This is a genomic window from Sulfobacillus harzensis, from assembly GCF_012933365.1.
GTDB lineage: Bacteria > Bacillota > Sulfobacillia > Sulfobacillales > Sulfobacillaceae > Sulfobacillus_B > Sulfobacillus_B harzensis.
Map to the genome: position 1 here is coordinate 20426 of NZ_JABBVZ010000032.1, position 19984 is coordinate 40409.

General features: G+C 58.5%; 20 protein-coding genes and 1 tRNA gene. 16 read left to right on the forward strand and 5 right to left on the reverse strand.

Annotated features, from left to right (window positions below; genetic code table 11):
* Positions 1 to 14: 14 nt before the first annotated feature.
* The 4 genes from HIJ39_RS10790 (at position 15) to HIJ39_RS10805 (ending at position 3105) form a co-directional block, all read left to right on the forward strand.
* Positions 15 to 956 carry an ROK family protein gene (locus HIJ39_RS10790; RefSeq protein WP_169099538.1) on the forward strand — a complete coding sequence of 314 codons (942 nt, stop codon included), beginning with the start codon at positions 15 to 17 and terminating at the stop codon, positions 954 to 956.
* 130 nt (positions 957 to 1086) lie between these two features.
* A complete protein-coding gene (gene glnA, locus HIJ39_RS10795; RefSeq protein ID WP_169099540.1) occupies positions 1087 to 2502 on the forward strand; it encodes a type I glutamate--ammonia ligase in 1416 nt (471 codons plus the stop codon).
* 46 nt (positions 2503 to 2548) lie between these two features.
* Positions 2549 to 2636 (forward strand) — tRNA-Leu (locus HIJ39_RS10800).
* Between the two features lie 52 nt (positions 2637 to 2688).
* Positions 2689 to 3105: a winged helix-turn-helix domain-containing protein gene (locus HIJ39_RS10805; protein WP_169099542.1), complete on the forward strand. Its 417-nt coding sequence runs from the start codon at positions 2689 to 2691 to the stop codon at positions 3103 to 3105.
* Here HIJ39_RS10805 and HIJ39_RS10810 read toward each other — a convergent pair.
* On the reverse strand, positions 3095 to 3775 hold the full coding sequence (locus HIJ39_RS10810) for an alpha/beta fold hydrolase (protein ID WP_169099544.1): 681 nt from the start codon (positions 3773 to 3775) through the stop codon (positions 3095 to 3097). The genes HIJ39_RS10805 and HIJ39_RS10810 overlap by 11 nt on opposite strands.
* 126 nt (positions 3776 to 3901) lie before the next feature.
* On the opposite strand from HIJ39_RS10810, the gene polA reads away from it, so the two are divergent.
* The 6 genes from polA to HIJ39_RS10840 are packed head-to-tail and all read left to right on the forward strand — an operon-like array spanning position 3902 to position 10116.
* Positions 3902 to 6460 (forward strand): DNA polymerase I, encoded by a 2559-nt coding sequence (gene polA / locus HIJ39_RS10815; RefSeq protein WP_169099546.1) that lies wholly within the window; start codon positions 3902 to 3904, stop codon positions 6458 to 6460.
* A complete protein-coding gene (mutM, locus tag HIJ39_RS10820) occupies positions 6453 to 7313 on the forward strand; it encodes a bifunctional DNA-formamidopyrimidine glycosylase/DNA-(apurinic or apyrimidinic site) lyase (protein WP_169099548.1) in 861 nt (286 codons plus the stop codon). The genes polA and mutM overlap by 8 nt, the downstream gene beginning before the upstream one ends.
* A complete protein-coding gene (locus HIJ39_RS10825) occupies positions 7300 to 7491 on the forward strand; it encodes a hypothetical protein (protein WP_169099550.1) in 192 nt (63 codons plus the stop codon). The genes mutM and HIJ39_RS10825 overlap by 14 nt, the downstream gene beginning before the upstream one ends.
* Positions 7492 to 8769: an ABC transporter substrate-binding protein gene (locus tag HIJ39_RS10830; protein ID WP_169099552.1), complete on the forward strand. Its 1278-nt coding sequence runs from the start codon at positions 7492 to 7494 to the stop codon at positions 8767 to 8769.
* Between the two features lie 22 nt (positions 8770 to 8791).
* On the forward strand, positions 8792 to 9391 hold the full coding sequence (gene coaE / locus HIJ39_RS10835; protein WP_169099554.1) for a dephospho-CoA kinase: 600 nt from the start codon (positions 8792 to 8794) through the stop codon (positions 9389 to 9391).
* Positions 9364 to 10116: a lytic transglycosylase domain-containing protein gene (locus HIJ39_RS10840; RefSeq protein ID WP_207711621.1), complete on the forward strand. Its 753-nt coding sequence runs from the start codon at positions 9364 to 9366 to the stop codon at positions 10114 to 10116. Before coaE ends, HIJ39_RS10840 begins: the two co-directional genes overlap by 28 nt.
* Positions 10117 to 10185: 69 nt before the next feature.
* On the opposite strand, the gene HIJ39_RS10850 is transcribed toward HIJ39_RS10840, so the two are convergent.
* Both HIJ39_RS10850 and HIJ39_RS10855 read right to left on the reverse strand, forming a co-directional pair.
* Entirely contained in the window at positions 10186 to 11304 is a 1119-nt protein-coding gene (locus tag HIJ39_RS10850) for a homoserine dehydrogenase (protein ID WP_169099556.1), read from the reverse strand.
* 71 nt (positions 11305 to 11375) lie between these two features.
* Positions 11376 to 12665, reverse strand: coding sequence for a hypothetical protein (locus tag HIJ39_RS10855; protein WP_169099558.1), 1290 nt, complete (start codon positions 12663 to 12665; stop codon positions 11376 to 11378).
* Positions 12666 to 12748: 83 nt separating this feature from the next.
* Here HIJ39_RS10855 and HIJ39_RS10860 point away from each other — a divergent pair, with 83 nt between their 5' ends.
* From HIJ39_RS10860 to HIJ39_RS10875, 4 genes are read left to right on the forward strand one after another with little or no spacing between them, the layout of a single operon-like run.
* Positions 12749 to 13627, forward strand: coding sequence for a VanW family protein (locus HIJ39_RS10860; protein WP_243239549.1), 879 nt, complete (start codon positions 12749 to 12751; stop codon positions 13625 to 13627).
* A gap of 41 nt (positions 13628 to 13668) precedes the next feature.
* Positions 13669 to 14487 (forward strand): hypothetical protein, encoded by an 819-nt coding sequence (locus tag HIJ39_RS10865; RefSeq protein ID WP_169099560.1) that lies wholly within the window; start codon positions 13669 to 13671, stop codon positions 14485 to 14487.
* Positions 14488 to 14515: 28 nt separating this feature from the next.
* Complete coding sequence (locus tag HIJ39_RS10870; RefSeq protein WP_169099562.1) at positions 14516 to 15058, forward strand: cob(I)yrinic acid a,c-diamide adenosyltransferase; 543 nt, start codon at positions 14516 to 14518, stop codon at positions 15056 to 15058.
* Between the two features lie 9 nt (positions 15059 to 15067).
* Positions 15068 to 15487, forward strand: a complete 420-nt coding sequence (locus HIJ39_RS10875; protein WP_169099564.1) for a DUF2203 domain-containing protein — start codon at positions 15068 to 15070, stop codon at positions 15485 to 15487.
* Here HIJ39_RS10875 and HIJ39_RS10880 read toward each other — a convergent pair.
* Entirely contained in the window at positions 15484 to 16059 is a 576-nt protein-coding gene (locus HIJ39_RS10880; protein WP_338055147.1) for an HDIG domain-containing metalloprotein, read from the reverse strand. The genes HIJ39_RS10875 and HIJ39_RS10880 overlap by 4 nt on opposite strands.
* Positions 16060 to 16165: 106 nt before the next feature.
* Between HIJ39_RS10880 and HIJ39_RS10885 the strand changes: the two genes are divergently transcribed.
* Positions 16166 to 17134: an FAD-dependent oxidoreductase gene (locus tag HIJ39_RS10885; RefSeq protein WP_169099566.1), complete on the forward strand. Its 969-nt coding sequence runs from the start codon at positions 16166 to 16168 to the stop codon at positions 17132 to 17134.
* Here HIJ39_RS10885 and HIJ39_RS10890 read toward each other — a convergent pair.
* Positions 17122 to 18870 carry a M61 family metallopeptidase gene (locus tag HIJ39_RS10890; RefSeq protein ID WP_207711623.1) on the reverse strand — a complete coding sequence of 583 codons (1749 nt, stop codon included), beginning with the start codon at positions 18868 to 18870 and terminating at the stop codon, positions 17122 to 17124. The two genes, HIJ39_RS10885 and HIJ39_RS10890, sit on opposite strands and share 13 nt — an antisense overlap.
* Before the next feature lie 105 nt (positions 18871 to 18975).
* Between HIJ39_RS10890 and HIJ39_RS10895 the strand changes: the two genes are divergently transcribed.
* Complete coding sequence (locus HIJ39_RS10895) at positions 18976 to 19869, forward strand: fructose-bisphosphate aldolase (RefSeq protein ID WP_169099568.1); 894 nt, start codon at positions 18976 to 18978, stop codon at positions 19867 to 19869.
* The last annotated feature ends 115 nt before the right edge of the window (positions 19870 to 19984 follow it).

Consider the following 19984-nt stretch of genomic DNA (forward strand, 5'->3'; position numbering starts at 1 on the left):
GAGGAGGAAATTTGGTGGCATATTATGGAGCAGTTGATGTAGGCGGCACGAAAATTGCGGTGGGGGTTGGCGACACCGAGGGGACGTTTTACGCAACCCACGTCCTGCCGACGGATCCCAAGTGGGACGCCCAAACGGTTGTCTCGAACATTACAGAGACCGTTAAAGCCGTGGCCCGGGAGGCCAATATCGCGGTGGCGGACCTCCGATATATCGGCCTCGGTTCGCCGGGGCCCTTGGATGGGTCGATTTTATTGGATGCCTCCAATATTGGGGGGTGGAAGGGACTCGATTGGCAAAAAGACCTGGAGGCGACCCTGAAACGGCCCGTCTCTGTGCAAAATGATGCGACCGCTGCAGGGTTGGGGGAATGGCGGTTCGGCGCTGGACGGGGAACCCAGCATTGTGTCTATGTCACCATCTCGACAGGGATTGGAGCCGGCATTGTCGCCGACGGCCAATTGTATCGGGGAGCACGCGGGAATGCGGGAGAGTTCGGGCATATTGTCATGCGGCCCGATGGACCGGTTTGCTCGGCGGGCCATCAAGGGTGCCTGGAGAGTCTGGCCTCCGGAACTGCTATTGCCCGGCGCGGTCGTGAACGGCAAAAGGACAGCGAATATCTTCGGGCGCAATCGGAGGTTGAAACCAAAACAGTTTTTGAGGGCTTCGAATCGGATGACGCCGTATGCCGGGCGATTGTGGAAGAAGCCGCTGATTGGCTTGGGCTGGGCCTTTCCTACCTCATAAATTTATTTAATCCGGAAAAGATCATTTTAGGCGGGGGCGTCGCCACGCATGCGCCCGAAGCCTATCCCGAGCGCGTCTGGCAGGCAGCGCAGCGCTGGTCCTTAAAGGCCATGGCTGAGGTGGTACGCCTGGTTCCGGCTGAATTGGGCGGGGATTCGGGGCTCATGGGAGCCTTAGCTGTGGCTGTCATGGCAGATTCCCATTGATTTGTCATATGTGAGCAATCTCTTCCCTATTCGTTGACACATTTTTTTATTTTTACATATAATCAAAGGGTGTTTGTAAGATATCGGAGATAAACCTTACAAAGCTCGGGACAAACAAGGGGGAAGTTCTGTGAAGGTAGAGGACGTCATCCGGCTCATTCGTGAGAAGAATATTGAGATGGTGGATTTTCATATTGTGGACTTGCCCGGCACCTGGCAGCATGTGACCTTGCCGGTCAGTGAAGTCGACGAGGAAACGCTGACTCGCGGCATTCCGTTTGATGGATCGAGTATTCGCGGATTTCGCGGCATTGAAGAAAGCGACATGATTATGGTTCCGGATCCAGGCACAGCGGTGGTGGATCCGTTTCATAATGTACCGACCCTCAGCATCATCTGTGACGTCACTGATCCCGATGGTGTCCCCTACCAGCGTGACCCCCGGCGGGTGGCCCGCAATGCCGAGGCGTATCTCAAGGCGAGCGGCATCGCCGACACCTCGTTTTGGGGTCCGGAATTGGAGTTCTTCATCTTTGACACCGTGCGGTTTTTGAATCAGGGCCACCATGCCTTTTATGAAGTTGATTCTGCCGAGGGGCACTGGAACTCGGGCCGCGAAGGCGGCCTGGGGCTTACCATCCGTCCCAAGGAAGGCTACTTTCCCCCCAGCCCCATAGACCAGACGCATCACTTGCGGACGGCCATGGTTAAGGCGTTGCAACAGTTTGGCATTCGGGTTGAGATGCATCACCATGAGGTGGCCTCGGGCGGTCAAGGAGAGATTGACCTGCGCTTCAACACCTTGTTGCGTCAAGCGGACACCGTGATGGAATACAAGTATGTTTTGCGCAATGTGGCCAATCAGCACGGCAAAGCCATTACCTTTATGCCCAAACCGATTTTCGGGGACAATGGCAACGGCATGCACGTCCACCAGTCGCTCTGGAAAGATGGCCGTCCGCTTTTTTATGATGAAACCGGCTACGCGCGCCTGTCGCCTTTGGCCATGCACTACATCGCCGGCGTGCTGTCCCACGCTCCCGCACTGCTGGCATTAACCAACCCGTCCACCAACTCATATCGGCGATTGGTCCCGGGATATGAAGCGCCCGTCAACATCGTGTTCTCCCACGGCAATCGGTCCGCGGCTATTCGCATTCCGCGCACCACGGAGCCCAAGGCCAGCCGCATCGAGTTCCGGACGCCGGACGCCACTTCCAATCCGTATCTGGCTTTCGCAGCCATTCTCATGGCCGGATTAGACGGGATTAAAAAGAAGCTGGATCCGGTCAAACTTGGTTTTGGTCCCATGGATCGCAACATCTACGCCTTAAGCGCTGAGGAATTGGCCAACATTGGCAGTGTTCCCGGCTCGCTTGGCGAGGCGCTCAACAATTTGCGGGAGGATCATGATTGGTTGACAGAAGGCGCCGTATTTAGCGAGGATTTGGTGCAAACCTGGATTGACTACAAGCAGAAGACCGAGGTGGATGTGGTCAACCTTCGGCCTCATCCCATGGAATTCGAGCTGTATTTCAACAGCTAAGGTTCTTGAAATGTTTCTCGACATCGGCTATAATAGTCGAGTCGGCGCCGAAGTGGCGGAATAGGCAGACGCGCGCGACTCAAAATCGCGTGAGGTGATCCCTCGTGCCGGTTCAAGTCCGGCCTTCGGCACCAAAAGATTAGCGGCCCATGAGGGCCGCTTTTTTCATTCGTGGGAGGTTTGTATATGGACAGCACGCCAGCGCGGGGCGGATTGCGCCAGCACATTATGAAGGCCATCGAAGACGGTCCGTTGACGGCAAAACAGGTCGCTCTCGCGGTTGGCGCAACCGTGGGGAACACCCACTACCATTTGCAGCGTTTGGTGGCAAACGGCGATCTTACCATGATGGAGTCCCCCAAGGGAGACAAGCTCTATCAGATTCCTGAATCCGGCGCGGGCCAAAAGGGAAGCCCGGCGCGAGAGGTGCCCGCGCTGTTCGATCAGGTATTGGGGTTGTCTTTGACAGTTGCGGAGACCGGGCAATTGGTCAACGAGTTGACAGCGCTGATGCATCGGTGGACAAGTCAAGCCCAGGTGCCACGGGCTCGAACGCAGGCTTTAATCCTGACTGTCCGTTTGGAGCGCGGATCTACCAATTAAACTTTTCCATTAAATCGAGCAGGATGTCGTTAAAGATTTCCGGTTGTTCCAGCATCATACTGTGTCCAGCGCCGGAAATTTGATGATAGGGGGCATCCGGCCAGGCATCTAAAAAGCTGCGGGTCAGGGACTCCGGGGTCATGCGGTCCTCCGCGCCGGCGATAATCGCTTTAGGACAGGTGATGCGGCGGAGATCCGAGCGCACATCAAAGGCGGTGCAGGCGACGAATTGGCGCCACGCTTCGTGGGTATCAACACTGCGGGCCTGCTCCAAACTTTTCTGGAGCAGGTCGGGATCCGGATTTTTGGCCAGCGACCACCGCGTAATCCGCTCGAGGGCTTCACGAGGCGTGTCTAGTAGCGACTGAATCAGTGCCGGATTGACCGGCAGGTGGGGGCCGGTACCTACCAGAACCAGCCCTTCCACCAATTCGGGAGCTTTCAACGCCATGGTCTGGGCGATGGCTCCTCCCATTGAATGTCCCATGATGACAGCTGGCTGGGTGAGCTGCTCCAAGCACCAGTCCGCCCAGGCGTTGATCAGCCGGACCTCCGGCACATCGTCCAAAATGGGCAATTCGGCGCGCTTGGCGCCTCGAAGAATGGGCATTTGCCGAGTCCAGATGAGGCGGCTCGAGGCTGCCCCGTGAATCAGATACCACAACGCCATAAAATCCTCCATGAAGGGGTCGAAGCTTGTCTCTGGCGACCGCCATTTGATAACATAGATTAGACTATACGCCGCCGGTGGGGTCAATCACCCGCCTAAAAAAGACGTGAAGGAGCCGCACTCGGCATGCCCACCCAATTACTGATCGATGGACATAGCCTCCTGTTTCGTGCCTATCATGCCCTGCCTCCCTTGCAGACCAAGAACGGGGTGCCGACGGGGGCTATGCATGGATTTCTTTCGATGTTGTTTCGGGTGACGGAAGCCGAAAAACCCGAGCGCCTGATTGTGGTGTTCGACGCTGCTGTCGCCACTTTTCGCCATGAACAGTTTGCTGAATATAAGGCGCAGCGTGATGAGACGCCGGACGACTTTCGGCAGCAGCTGCCGCTTTTGCGGGAGCTTTTGGAGCGGCTGGGGGTTCCGGTGCTGGCGGTGGGCGGATTTGAGGCCGATGACACGTTGGGGACGCTGGCCTATATGGGCCGGGAACGGGGATATCATTCCTTGATTGTGACCGGCGACCGCGATCTGTTGCAATTGGTGGATGATCAAGTGACCGTTCTTTTGACCAGCCGAACCGGCATTTCCGATTTGGACCGCATGACCCGGGACAAAGTCAAAGAGAAAATGGGCGTGTGGCCCGAACAAGTTCCGGACTTAAAAGGATTGATGGGGGATGGCTCGGACAACATCCCAGGGGTGGCAGGCATCGGCCAAAAGTCGGCGTTGGCGCTCATCGACGCCTATCAATCGGTGGACAATCTCCTCGAACATCTCCATGAAGTGTCCAATGCCCGGTGGTTAAAGGCCCTGCAGGGGCATGAAGAAGAGGCGCGCCGTTTTCGCGATTTAGCCACCATCGTCACTAAGGTCCCCCTTGAATGGCCTGATGTGTCCGAGCCCTTCCTATGGCATGTGGATGCGGGCGTGGCGGCGATGCTGGACGAGCTCGAGCTGCATCAGGTGAAAAAGCGCCTTAAAATATCGGATGATGCCGGGAAAGCGGCTCAGGCCTCAATCGATGACGGGGCACCGCTCCCGCCGGTGGAGGTTCTCGACGCCGCGCAGTTTCCGCTGGACTCCGACACCCTCTACGGTTGCTTAGTAGAGGGAGCCAATCTATGGATTTATAATCCCCACACGCATCAGGCGGCCCGATTGACACCGGACGACTACCCCTTGCCGCCCGTAAAGCTTGCGGGATGGGGGATTAAGGCGGTATTTCGCGATCGTTTCGAAAAGGGCCGGCCGTTGCCCGAATTTCGCGAGGACGTGAAGCTCCAGGCCTACTTGCTGGATACCGAGCGCCGCGATTACGGGATCGCAGGTCTCCTCAAGGAGGCGGGAATTCAGACTCCCGAGGCCAATAGCGGGCAGAGCGCGGCGGCGGTCTCGCTGCTTGCTGAACGGTTGGGGGAATCGCTCCAGATCCATGGGTTGGGGGATGTCTACCGCCAGTTGGAGATGCCCCTCGCCCGTGTGCTGGCTCGTATGGAAGCGGTTGGCGTGCAAGTGGATCGGGATCGGTTGGCGAGTTTGGGGGAGGAGCTTAAAGAGTCCATTGTTGCGACCGAACAGGAAATCTATCACTTGGCGGGACTGGAATTCAACATCAACTCGCAGCGCCAGTTGGGGGAGGTACTGTTCGACAAGTTGGGACTGCCTGCCGTGAAGCGGACGAAAACGGGTTTTTCCACCGACGCCGAAACGCTGGAAACGCTCTCCCCGCTTCACCCGGTGGTCGACAAGGTTCTAACCTATCGGCAATTGGTCAAAATTGAAAGCACCTACGTCGAAGGACTGTTGCCTCTCATTCAGAGCGATGGCCGGATTCACACCACCTTTCACCAGACCGTGACGGCCACGGGCCGGCTGTCGTCCAGCGACCCCAATCTGCAGAACATCCCTGTGCGCCTGCCGCTCGGGCGCCGGGTGCGGAGTGTCTTTGTGGCCAGCCCGGGCCGAACACTGTTGGCGGCCGACTATTCCCAGATTGAGCTTCGCATGTTGGCCCACTTGGCCGGGGATGAAAATCTCATTCAGGCCTTTCAGGACGGAGAGGACATCCATCGCCGCACGGCTTCCGAGATTTTCAACATTCCCCTTGACGAGGTGGACAGTACCTGGCGAAGCCGTGCCAAGGCGGTCAACTTTGGGATTATTTACGGCATTTCGGACTTTGGCCTGTCGCGCGACACCGGAGTGAGCCGCAGCGAGGCGAAAGACTACATTGATCGCTATTATCGCCGCTACCCCCGTCTCAAAGAGTACTTCGAGGGCGTGATTGAGGGGGCACGGCGTGACGGGTTTGTTACTACCATTATGGGTCGGCGGCGGCTATTGCCCGAAATTCGCTCCAAAAATCGGGCGCGGCGTCAGTATGCCGAACGAATGGCCATGAACACGGCCATTCAAGGCAGTGCGGCCGACCTCATCAAAAAGGCGATGTTGGCCATTGATGCGCATCTGACCGATGAGGGGCTCAAGAGCGACATGATATTGCAGGTGCATGACGAACTCATTTGGGATGCGGAACGGGACGAGCTGGAGCAGCTCCGATCCTTGGCCGTGCGCGACATGGCGGGCGCCATGTCCCTCAAGGTGCCGTTAGTGGTGGAAGTTAAATCCGGCGATAATTGGGATGCCATGAACCCCTGGCCAGAGGATGGGACTCATGCCTGAACTACCGGAAGTCGAGACCATTCGCAGCTACTTGGACAGTGTCTTGGCTGGGAAAGCCATTATGAGTGTTCCTCACCTCGATGACCGGATGGTCAAGCGATCCCTGAAGAACGGAGCAGAGATTCGGGCGGCGCTGGTCGGTCAAACGTTTGGGTCCGTTCGCCGCCGAGGAAAGTTTCTGTTGCTGGGCCTGGCGTCTTCCCCGGATGCCTTGATGATTCATCTCGGCATGAGCGGACGGCTGGTCACCGAAAGCCTCGATGCCCCCTATCGTCCCCATACGCACCTGGTTGTGCGCTATAGCGGGGGGGAGCTCCGGCTTTCCGATCCGCGCCGATTTGGACGCATTGCTTGGGTGGAGTCGGGCGGATTGTGGGGACCGCACTTGGGGATGGAACCCTTGTCGTCCGCCTTTTCGTCGAAGACCTTAGGAGAGATTCTCAAAGGCCGGAAAGTGGCGATTAAAAGCGCGCTTTTGAATCAGAATTTAGTGGCGGGACTCGGAAACATTTACGCCGACGAGGCGCTTTTCTATGCGGGAATTCATCCCCAGCGCCCCGCAGGCTCGCTAGATGTGGACGAGTTGAAACGTCTAGTTCGAGGGATCCGAGCGGTGCTTCGGCGTTCCATTGAGCATCGTGGCACATCCTTTTCCGACTACGTGGACGCCCTAGGTCATCCGGGGGAAAATCAAGGATACTTAAAGGTATATGGGCGGGAAGGGAAAGCTTGCAGGCGATGCGGCACCCCCATTCAACGGCAGGTCGTGGGAGGGCGTTCCAGCCACTATTGTCCCCATTGTCAGCGATTAACAGAAACATCCAGTGAAGGAGCACACCATGCAGAAATTTAGTCTCATGTTGGATTCGGAGCAAGCGGCGCGCGAAGTGATGGACCTCTTATGGGATAAGTGGGGAGTTCGCGGGGAAATGGAGCTCGTCCCCATGGAGGGCCATTATAAACTTGACGTGGTGTCGGAGAAGGACCTCAGTCCTCAGCAGATGGAGAAACTTCCGGGGAAGCGTGTGTAAATGCGGCGTTGGTGGCCATGGCTGTTGCTGGTACTGGCGTTAGTTCCGGCGTTGCTCATTTCGAAGCCCAAACAGCCGCAGGTGGCGGTGCCCAATAATCGCGTCAGCGAGGCGATTTTTCAAAATCCCGCAACGCTTGATCCGGCCTTAGCCGACAATCCCAGCGAATGGGCCGTCACGATGAATGTCTTTGATACCTTATACCAGGTGACCTCTTCCGGGCAGGTGATGCCCAATCTGGTGTCGCACGCCAGCATGTCCAATAAAACGCTGACGCTGACCATTCGCCCAAAGCGTCTGCCCAATGGTCAGACCCTGTCGGCATCGGTGGTGGCGGGCGCGTTGTCGCGCCCATTGTGGCCCGAGGTTGGCTCGAGCCAGGCGAAAGCGCTCTTGGCCCACGTTCAGGGTGCCGCCCAGGTGGAGCATAACAAACTGCCCTACTTGTCTGGCGTCGCAGTGGTGAACCCCGATACCGTGAGCATTACGTTCACGAAACCGGTTACATCCGCCTTTTTGAAAGCGTTGGCCAACCCTGCTCTAGCAATTGTGCCGGTGACGGATGAAAAGCGGGGCGGCGCCTATTGGCAGTTGTCCAATCTCTTTGGCAGCGGCGGGTATCGTTTGACCAATTGGGTACCGAACGGGTCATTGAGTTTTCGTCGTTTTTCGGGTCACGGCCCGGCCCACGTTCAGTTGACCGAGTATTCCTCGTTCCAGGAGGCGCTTTTAGCCTTTGAAAATCAAGTGGTCGACCTGGTCCCAGTCGATCCCGGTCAGCTGTCCAAAATCCCCCAAAAGTTGCTGAAAGATGTACGGGCACTGGCCGTGCCGGGGAATTTGGAGCTAGTGTACCGGCCCCATGCGGCCAACATTTCCACCTATCCGGCCGTGAGTCCGGCCGCGTGGGTGAAGTCCACCTTTCGCGACCGTATCCCGAGTTTGCATGGCAATTGGCCCTCGGGCGTGCGACATGGTCGGAAACTGGTATTGTACGTAAACGCCGGACAGCCAGAAGCGGTTTTGTTGGCGGACCGCTTGGCCAAACTCCGTCCCGGCAAAGTGATTGTGCGCGCGGTGTCGGGAACCTCCTTGCAGGCCCTGGCGAAAGGCAATAAAATTGGCGCCTACATTGGTCAGGTCAACTGGTTCAAGAATGGTGCGGTCATGCCTTTGGCGCCGTTGAGGTCGCTGTGGCTGGTCAACCCAGCCATTCAAGCGCCACAAGCATTTTTCAATGGGACACTGGACTGGCATAGCTTGACTCTTCGGCCATAAGATACGACAAAGGGGGAGCGTAATGCGGCTCATCGGACTCACCGGGGGGATTGGCAGCGGTAAAAGTTCGGTCAGTCAAATGCTGTCATCCTATGGCGCCTCGATCATTGATGCCGATCAGATTACTCACGCTTTGGAGCGTCGTGGGCAACCGGTCTGGCGCGCCATTTTCGAGGCGTTTGGCTGGCCGGTGTTGGCCGCTAATGGAGAGCTCGATCGGAAGAAATTGGGGCACTGGGTGTTTGGAACGCCGGCGCTTCGCGCCCGGCTTAATGCCATTGTCCACCCGGCGGTGCGCGCTGAGGTGCGGCGCCAGGCACAGGCGGCGGCCGAGTCTGGGGCACCAGTTGCTGTGCTGGATGTCCCGCTTCTCATCGAGGGCGGCTTATACCGCATGGTGGATGAGGTGTGGGTGGTCTATGCCGATCCCGATGACCAAGCGGCCCGTATTCAAGCCCGCGATGGGGTGGGGGAGGACCACGCCTGGCAGCGCATTCGGGCGCAAATGCCGTTGAAAGACAAGCTGGCCTATGCCGACCGCGTCATCGATAACCGCGGCGGATTGGCAGAATTGGAGAGAGTGGTTAAGGACTTATGGCAAAACGTCGCCACCGGCGATTAAAGGTGCGCCGTCTGGCCTTCTGGGTGGTGCTTGTCGGGCTCGTGGCACTCCTTTATGGATGGTGGGCGCCTTTTCGCTATCGTCCTGAAATTATTCAATCAGCGCGTCAAAATCATTTAAGCCCCTATCTCATCGCAGCCGTGGTGCGGGTCGAAAGCGGGTTTCGTCCGACCGTGGTGAGCCGCCGAGGAGCGGTCGGTCTCATGCAGTTGATGCCCTCGTCGGCTGTTTGGATTGCGCATCAAATGCATTATCAGGGTGCTGTTAATTTGGCCAATCCCCGCGTCAATGTCATGCTGGGCACTTGGTATGTAAAGTATCTATTGAATCGCTTTCACAACAACCTAACCTTGGCCTTGGCCGCCTACAACGGCGGCCCCGAGACGGTGGACAGCTGGCTCAGCCGCGGGATCTTGTCCGAAAATGAGCGGAACAGCGACCACATTCCCTATCCTGAAACGGCGCATTTTGTCGTTCGTGTGAAGCGGTACCGCACCGCCTATCACATCATGTATGCTTGGCTTTCCATTCGTGAACACTCTTCCCGGGGGGTGGTCTCACTGGCTAAGATAATGTCTGAAGAGACGAAGATGAAGCTGGGTGAGCGACTTGGGGTCGCTGATATTGCGCGCCAGGAAGGATGGGGCGGCGTGCCGGCCCGTCAATGCGGTATGCTGGTGCACGAAGCGATTAAGCTGGCCGAAGAGGAACTCAGTCGCAGCTGAACCTCCCCAGCCGGAGCGGAGCCTCAGGCTCCGCTCTTGGTTTTTGGGGCCGGTATCAGGACGTCAAGCCTACGCCAACAACGGAAATAGCCAGAGTCCGTCCTGCGGCGCCGGGAGCTCGTTGGTTCGTGAAAGCCCCGGGCCTAGGCGCTCACCCGGAATCGCGCGGTCGGGATCAACCGCGACCACAAGATAAGGATGGGTGGGGGGCGTTGGCCTACCCACCCGCGGGCCAATGTCCACCGGCGCCAGAGGATGGCGAACCACTTGGCTCCGGCGGATGTCGGACCATATGCTGGTGGCGGTGGCGAGGCCACCGGCCCCGGGTCCTTGCAACCAAAACGTTCCTGCATGGCTTCGCACCCACACACCATTTTGCGGACCGACCAGATTAAAGGCGGGATGCGCGCGGCTAACCGCTATGGGTGCCACGAAGGCCGAGACCGCGCCGTGCGCGTCGAGGGTAGCGTCCGCCCACGGCCGGATGGTGAAGCCCGCCTCTTGAAGGCGCGCCCAAATAGCCGGCGGGTAGTCCTGGATCGCCGTTCGGGGAATCGCCTCAACATCCAGCCACACACCAAATGCCAACCAGCATAAGATGGTTAGTTTGCGGGCGGCATCCGCACCGCTCAAGTCACTTGCAGGATTCGCCTCGGCATAGCCGAGCGCTTGGGCCTCTCGAATGGCGCGCTCGAGATTGGCGCCCTGCTGCTGTGAGGAGAGGAGGAAGTTGCTGGTCCCGTTTAAGACGCCCCCAATGGCCTGAATTGGTGCCGTGGTTAAATGGTGTTCCAGGGATTCCACCACCGGAATCCCTCCTGCCACGCTCGCCTCAAATCCTAAGTAGGTGTCCCACTCCTGACTTTGCTGAAGAAGGTCGGCGCCGTGGCGGGCCATGACTTCCTTGTTGGCTGTCACCACCGCCTTGCCGTTGGCCAGTGCCCGCGCAATCCACTCCTTCGGTTTATCCAGACCACCGGCCACTTCCACAATGATGTCCAGGGTCGGATCGTCCAGCACATCCTGCGGGTTGGTGGTGAGCGGCAGATGGACTGGGCGCGGTCGATCGAGATCGCGAACCACCGCGCGCACAATCTCAAACGTGACCCCGCGCCATGGCCGGTTGAGGGCGACAATGGCTTGTCCCACAGTCCCAAAGCCGATAAGGCCAATACGAACAGACGGCATATCGTGGATCCTCCTTCAACGTACCAAGAGTCTACGAAACCTTACCGCCCCAGGCAACTATTCGTGAGGTACTATTGGGGGACCAGCAGGGCTCCCCCGTACCAATAGTCCCGATATTGCTTGACAAGCCGCGTGGACGGCGCCACGGTGACAATTGTGCCGTCCGGGGCTCGAAGCTTTAAAGGATGGCGAAGGTGCTGAGGCGCTACCGAAGGCAGCGGTTTAAGCCAACGCCAGGGCAGGTAGCCGAGGCCTTGACGCGCTCCGCGCCATTCGACTTGTGCCCAGTGGCGGTGATTGACGGTCACTTCGGCATCTACCACGGTCAACGCGGAGGAAGGCGCCCAGGCTTTGGGGATGGCCGCCCAACCTGGGATCGGTTCCAGTGGTCCGGATTTGCTGATGGCTACCGTCGTCGGGGCAACCCGATGCCACTTTTCCGGAATTCCGGGTTGAGATTCAATCCGCGGTGTCCTGGTCCAGCCAGGGATAGGGGAGAAGCGGCCCCCAATCAGGGTTCGGCCACCGGGTCCCATACCCAGGACAACGGCCAGGTGGTGGTGAACAACAAGGGACGGGGTGGCCGCAGTCGGGGCCAGTGCCAGCCCGGGGACCGATCCCGGGACGCCGGAGAGGCGAACGCCATGGGGACCCGTGGCGGCGACGCGAAAAATCTGGCCCCAGTAGAGGTGGGCTCCGCGGGTGGTCCAAAGGTCGCGCCAGGCGATCTCCACCTCTTCACCATGCCGGAATGGGGGGTCAAAAACCGCTTTAGCCTTGGGGCGTATCGCCAAGGCTCTCACATGGAAGGCATTGCCCCGGAGTGTTCTGAGGCGAATATGATAATGGGCCGCGTTATGGGCGTCGAGCAAGACGGGATGAGAGTGAACCACAATCGCCATATGGGACCAGACGGTCGGGGAAGGCGCATGGCCGGGGTTGGGATAGCGAAACAGCACCGGATCCCCAGGTCGGAGCCGGGATAGGGGGATCCAGTGGGCGTAGCCGCGGCTCAACAGATAATAGCTCAGGCGGTCGACGTTGACCAAAACCGGCCAACGGGGATTCGACTCGGGAACTAACGGAACCGGGATTCCGGCGGCAGCCAACGAGCGCCCTACGAACTCGGCACATTGATAGGCCGGTTGAAACCAGCCTTGCGACGGGACGCGCGCCGCAATGCGGGTGGTGTTTTGCTGGGAAACGACGAGGGCCGGTTGTCCTGATGCCTGGGCCCAATTCCAGTGGGTATCGGCAAAATCAATGGCAAACCCGGGGCAAACCGGATGGCCTGCTCCCAAGAAGGCAAGGCATCCGCCCAGCATGGCCAAAAGCACGGCGCTAAGGGCGTGGCGGCGCATAATTCGCTCCTCCTTTCTGCACCATAACGGGGATAGTTTCTCAGTTTTTGCAGATTGACATCCTGTCGGAGAGGAGCGATCGCTTGATTCGATTGTGGCTCTTGAGCTTATGGCTTATGATGCTTCCCAACGCGCCTGCGCCCAGCGTACTGGCACCGCATGGAGGGGCGCTCTGGGCTATGGCCGAAAAAACGCCGGTCGATAATCCGATTGTCGTCTCGGCGGTCCCTGGCGAGTCAGAGGCCAAAGCGCTCAAACTTCCCTATCTATTGGCGTCACGGACGACCAACTATAATCACGCCACTCCCAGCCAGGCGAAAAACATCGAGTTGGTGGCGCAGCGCTTGAATGGCACCGTGGTGCAGCCTGGCCAAGTCTTTTCCTATTATCGCGTAGTGGGACCTTATACGGCGGAAAATGGGTATGGATGGGGACGCATGTTTTCCGGCGACCGCATTGTCCCCTCGATTGGCGGCGGGGTCTGCCAAGGCTCCAGCACCTTGTATTCGGCCTTGTTGAGGACGGGGCTGCCTGTCTTGGAGCGCCATCAGCACGGACTGACGGTGCCCTATTTGCCGCCCGGCGAGGATGCTACGGTAGCGGGAACCTCATTGAACTTTAAGTTCAAAAATAACCGCTCCACGCCCATTCTGATCACGGCCCAGGCTGGGAATCGCCATATGACGGTCGCCATCTGGGGTGCCACCCCGGGTCCAGAGATCGTGGTGAAGCATCAGATACTGGCAGAGTATCCGTTTAAAACCGTGACCAAAATCAACCCCCGGTTGAGGCCTGGGGAAACCAAGATCCTGGCACCCGGGCAAAAAGGCGTAAAAGTCAAAAACTGGCTGGAACAAAAGACGCCCACCGGGACGGAAATAAAGAATCTGGGTATTGATACGTACCGGCCTAGCCCTCGCGTGATTGAAGTGGGACCCAAAGTCACACCTGAGGGGGAATGACGCCGTCTCTCGTCCCATAAGCATGGGACGAGGGGATGGACATGGGGCTTTGGGTTCTGATTGGGTTGCGATTGGGGATACTCTCGACTGAGCGTGTGGCGTTCCATGGGCTCGGCCGAGGCCAGAATGCATTGGCGGTGACTGCTGTGGCATACGGTGGCGCCGCCTTGTTTTTGTGGGCGGCCTGTCTATTTCTGGGCCAATTCCGATGGCAAGGGGAGGCCTTTTGGCCGGGTGCGATCTATGCGGTATCGTTCTTTTTGTACACCGCGTCGTTGTCGGAAGGGCCGGTGAGTCTGGTCAGCGCGTTTGCCAATGCGACGGCGGTCATTTTGTTTCTGGTGGCGCCGGTGTTCGATGGGCTGGCGCTGGCCGGCATTGTCCTCTTTGGCGTGGGTGCCGCGATGCTGGTCCCTTGGGGAGAGGGGGTGTCGCGGGCGGTCTGGTGGATGCTTTTGAGCGATGCCGCCTTGGCGCTGGGGCGTATTCTCGACTCCGGCGTCCATGGCGTGGCCTCGCTTCCCTATGCGGCCAGCCTGTTCTCCTCGGTGGTGCTCTGGCTGTTGGTGCCCGTCACCGCCTATGGCCGTTGGGGGGATGTGCGGGACTTGATTCGTTCTCGACCGGGGTGGGGCACTTTAGCTGCGGGAGCCAATGGCTTCTCCTATTTGACGGTTTTTGAGCTGCTGCGGTTGATGCCGGCGACCCTCGTAGAAGCGGTGTCCGCGTGGGCCGGAGTGCTGGCCGCCGCCGTGGGAGCCGTGTGGTTTCGGGAGGGAGGTGGGATAAAGAAGCTGTCGGCTTCCGCTTTGATGACGTTCGGAACTGTCATCCTGCTCTTCAGTCAGCGATCCGCATAAGGTAAAATAGGCGTCAGGGGGCAGCTAGATGAAAATCTACACCAAAATGGGCGACAGCGGCGAGACCTCGCTCTGGGGTAAGGCCGGAGAGAAGCGCAGTCCAAAAGATGCGTCGCGGGTGGAAGCCTATGGCGCCGTGGATGAGGTGAACTCGGCCATTGGCCTGGCACGGGCGTTGGGCGTGGACAGTCGGCTCGACACGATGCTCCTGGCTATCCAGCATCGGTTGTTTGCTCTGGGGGCCGACTTGTCCAATATCAACGAGGACCGAGTAAATCGTATCACGGATGATGACGTGGCCCGCCTAGAGGCGTGGATTGATCAATTGGATCAAGCGCTACCGCCCCTGAAGGCGTTCATTTTGCCGGGGGGGTCGCGCCAAGCGGCGCAGCTGCATATGGCCCGCACGATTGCGCGGCGGGCAGAGCGCCGACTCGTGACCTTCGTTCGTGAGGACGCGACCTACGGCGTTCATCTCAAATTTTTGAACCGCTTGTCGGACTTTCTCTTTCAGGCAGCCCGCACGGCTAATTTGGCGGCGGGTCAGGCAGATGTGCTGGCAGAATTTTAAGGAGGCGCCATGGAGAGACAGTTCACCATTGAAGAGGCCAACCAACTGATCGCGGTTTTGCGGAAGGATCTGGAGGAGCTGAAGCGCTTGCAGCACGAAGCGCGGCAAAAGTATGAAGAGATGCGGGATATCCGTGAGGTGGGCTATCGGTCCGACGGAAATCTCATCATGCTTTCGGACTACCAAGAAACCAAGCGTGAGTTTGACCGGATTGTGGCATCGGCCAATACCATTCTCACCGGCATCAATCAGCGCGGCTGCCGGGTGACCGATGTGGAAACAGGACTGGTGGACTTCCCCGCCGAGGTGGAGGGGCAGCCGGTCTATCTCTGCTGGCAAAAGGACGAGCCCGAGGTGGGCTATTACCACGGGCTCGAGGAAGGGTTTGCGGGCCGGCGGCCATTGCCCCAGCGGTTCAATCCCAGTTAGGGGTTCAGTCCCAATGCGGCCGCGTGAGGCTTCAACGCGTCCACAATGAAGGTGATGAAGTCCTCCAACGGCACCCCCAGACCCTCAACGCCCGCATACACGTCGGCCCGATTGACTCCACGGGCGAATCCCTTATCCTTCAACTTCTTGATCACTGACCGAGGCGTGACCTCGGAGAGGCTTTTCTCCGGGCGAACCAAGGTGACCGCAACGACGAAGCCGGTCAACTCGTCGCTGGCGAAAATGGCTTTCTCCAAGAGCGTGTCCCGCGGCAGCCCGTTTTCCGTCACATGGCTTCGAATGGCCGTAATAATGCGATCCGGAAATCCTTCGGCAGCCAAGATGCGGCCGCCCTCGATGGTGTGCTCGCCTATCTCGGGATAGGCTTCATAGTCAAAGTCATGCAATAGCCCGACCAGGCCAAACAAGTCGGGATCCTCCCCATGTTGAACCGCAATGGCCCGCATGACCGCCTCAACGGCCAATCCGTGCTTAATGAGATTGGGGTTTTTGGTATACCGGTTAAGAATGTCCCAGGCTTTGTCGCGCGCCGGCAGCTCGATGTCTAGCACCTCATCGTCCTCCTCATTTCCGAATTCCCATCATTATACCGCTTTTGACACGGATTTCCGGCTCCCGTACACTGAGAGCGGAAATCATACGAGGAGCGTGCCATCCGTGGAGGAATTCCGCGATGTGGTATTGATTGGGGCTGGTCCCATCGGGTTGTTTGGCCTGTACTGTACGGGCCTTCATCATTTGAAGTCCACCATGATTGAACGATTGGACCGGGTGGGCGGCCAATTGGAGTATTTGTACCCAGACAAGCCCATTTACGATGTGGGTGGATTTCCTGTCGTGACCGGTCGTGAATTAGTGGCGCGTTTGAAACAGCAGGCTTTTCAATATCCCGCCCAGTGTTGGACCGGGGTGGAAGCTCAGGGGTTGGAGCCCATTTCGGGGGGATGGGAGATCCGCACTAGCCAGGGACCGGTGAAAACCCGCACGGTTATCATTACTGGCGGCATTGGCAAGTTCATTCCCCGACGCTACAACAATCCCGCCATCGACCAGTTTGAGGGCCGCGGCCTCACCTACATTGTTGATCGGCTGGAAGACTTCCGCGGCAAGCGGGTGCTGGTGGTCGGAGGGGGAGACTCGGCCGCCGACTGGGCGCTGGCGACCGCGGAGATTGCGGCTGCGGTGACCATGATCCATCGCCGCGACACGTTTCAGTGTCATGCCGACAGTTTAGAAAAACTGCAACATCACCCGCGCGTCCATCTCATCCCCAATCGGACCCTAGACCGGGTTCATGGCCGTGCGGGGGTCGAGGCGGCGGAATTGGCGGCGCCAGATGGCCGTCATGAAACACTTAAGGTGGATGGCATCATCGTCGCTATCGGATTGCTGCCGGGAACCGATGTGTTTCATGGATGGGGTTTAGCAATGGACGGAAGCGAAATTCGGGTAGCGAGCAACATGGCCACCAATCTCGAGGGCGTGTTTGCCGCGGGTGATGTGGCTACCTATGATGGCAAGGTCAAGCTCATCGCCGCCGGGTTTGGCGAGGTGGCGACCGCTGTGGAAGCGGCATTGGGCCACATCGCCAAGTTTTCAAGCGGCAACCACGGTCAGGCGTCTTGAGGCAGGGGTACGCCGAGCCATCGTTCGAATCGCTCCCGTTGGGCCAAGCTGGCATCGGCAACGGGAACTAACTGGTAGCGGTCCGGCCGAGGCGGCAACGCGGCTTGCGGTCGGGACAACACCCGGCCTTGATGGGCGAGGAGCACGTCAACGGATTGGCCCGGCGCCAGTTGTGTCAGGCGCTCATTAAACTGCTCGGCGGTGCGGATGCGTTCGCCGTTTAATGCCAGAATCTCGTCGTCAGGCGAAATGCCGGCTTCTTCTCCCGGACCGCCGCGCTCAACCTGGCGCACCAGCAGTTTTCCTTGCCGATCTGTGACCCAAAACCCCAGCCAAACGGGGCGCCGGTCTTCGGCGTCTTGAAACCCGCGCTCGAGCCGCAATCCCACGATGTCGAAGAGAGATTCATCAAAGGGCTCCGTGCCGTGAACATAGCGGGCCAAGGCGCGCTGAAGCGGTGCCCCGCCCATCTCCACCAAGAGCGCCTCAAAGGCGTCTTCGGGATATCCACCCTCGCCATAGCGGCGCCATAACTCGGAAAACACGTCGGTCAGCGTTTTCTCACCATCGGTTGCCTGGAGCATCTCCAAATCTAAAAAGAGTCCAGCCAGCGCGCCTTTCAGGTAATAGGAGATGGTGATGTTGGGCGTGTTGGCATCGGGACGATACTGGCGGATCCAGGCTTGACGGGAGGCGTCGGCGAGCGAGGTCAGCCACCGTCCGGGTTGGGATTCCAAGGTCGCGATTTGCTTGGCCCAGTGATCCAGAATCTCTGTGGCCGGGATTGTCTGACTTTTGGCTAAAAGCCAGGGGGCCATGTAGTCGGTAATCCCCTCCAGCGCCCACAAGAGGCTGGTGTAGACTTCGTGCTGATAGTCGAACGGGCCTAGGACGGTAGGGTGAAGCCGCTTAACGTTCCAGAGGTGAAAGAATTCGTGAGCAAACAGGCTAAGCAGGGCGCGATAGTCGCGGGGGTTGCGCCAACGCGACGGAGGGACCATGATGTTGGCGGAATTGCGATGTTCCAGGCCGCCACCGCCAGCTTCGTTGACGGTCACTAAAAATTCGTAATGCGAGTAGGGCAGCGATCCAAAGATGGACTGGGCGGTTTCGATGATTCGGGTAAGGTCTTCAAGAAAGGTGGGCCGCGGCAGTTGATCCGCACCGAGGCCGGCCACCGAGAGGGTATGGGGAACGCCGCCGGCACTAAACGGGTAGCGCACCAAACGACGGCCCATTTGGATGGGGCAATCCACCAAGGCGTCGTAGTTTGGGGCACTCAACACACGCTCCCCGTCCAGTCCTGAGGCCACCGACCAGTCGTCCGGGAGATCCAAGGTTAGCGTCACCGGTCGGTCTTTCCACTCGGGGTGATACAGGAACAGGGTGGTCCCGTGCGCGAGCCCGTAGTCGGCATCCAGATAGCTGGTTCGTACGGTAAGCTCGTAAGCGTAGACATCGTAGCGGAACGCCACGGCATCGGCGCCGTGGGGCACCTCAATCTGCCAGGTCGCCTTGTCCCGTTGAACGATAGGCATTGTCTCCCCATTGGCTGAGGCGGATAAATTAATGACGTGACGGGCGTATTCACGCACCAAATAGGAGCCGGGCGTCCAGACAGGCAAGGACACGTCGAATAGTCCGGACGGGGGCTCTAAAAATCGGGCCTCCACATGAAAGTAATGGGAGCGGGGATTGGGCACACTGAGCCGGTACTCTATGGTGTGGTTAGACATGGCTTCTCCTTTGCGTCACGAAATGAGATTCAGGTATATGGTACAATTTTCCCGACGAGGACGCGAAAGCCTCGGGGATACCAAGCACGAAAGGACTGGGATCAAGTGGCAAATCGGCCCCACCTGGATTCGTTGAATTTGGCGCCAGGAAAGAAGGCGCGTCTGTATCGCCTGCTGTATGAAACGGGACCCGCCAATGGCACGTTAATGATTCTCCCCATCGACCAGGGTTTGGAACATGGTCCCCGAGATTTTTTTGATGCACCGGAAAGTCAGGACCCTCACTTTCAGTTCCGTATTGCGGTGGAGGGCCGATTTTCGGCGATCGCCTGTCAAATTGGGTTGGCGGAAAAATATTATCCGGCGTACGCCGGGAAGATTCCCCTGATTCTTAAGTTGAACGGCAAAACGGAAATCCCCTCCGACGAGGCGCCTCTTTCTCCGCAGATTGCCTCGGTCGAGGACGCCGTGCGACTGGGGGCGGATGCCGTGGGCTACACCCTCTATGTCGGTTCGTCTCGTCAGGATGAAGACTTTCAACAGTTTCGGCGCATTCGCGAAGAGGCGGATCGTTATGGCATGCCGGTGGTGGTGTGGTCGTATCCGCGCGGTGCCGCCATCGAGGCTAAGGGCGGGAAGGACACCATCTATGCCGTGGACTATGCGGCGCGCGTTGCTCAAGAGCTGGGCGCCGACGTGATTAAACTCAACGTTCCCAAAGTAGACCCGGAGAAACTGAAGATGGCGCCCAAGGCCTATCAGCGCGACTGGACTCCTGAGGAAGCGTTAAAGCAGGTCATTCAATCCGCCGGTAATTCCTTGGTGATTTTCGCCGGCGGGGAACGAGGTGCTGGCGCGTCGGCATTGGAAAAGGCGGAAGCCTGCATGAAAGCTGGAGCAACCGGCCTGATTTTTGGCCGAAATGTCTGGCAGCGGCCCTTTTCCGAAGCAATGGAGTTGTCCCGCTCCATTCATGAAATGCTTGAGCGCTACGCGTAAACCGACGAGATTGAGGCCCCGTTTTCGGGGCCTTTTTCCTGCGTGCGACTGGCAGGTACAGAAGCTTGCAGGTGAAAGTCCTGCTCCTGCGAATTACCCCATTCAAGTGGGATAG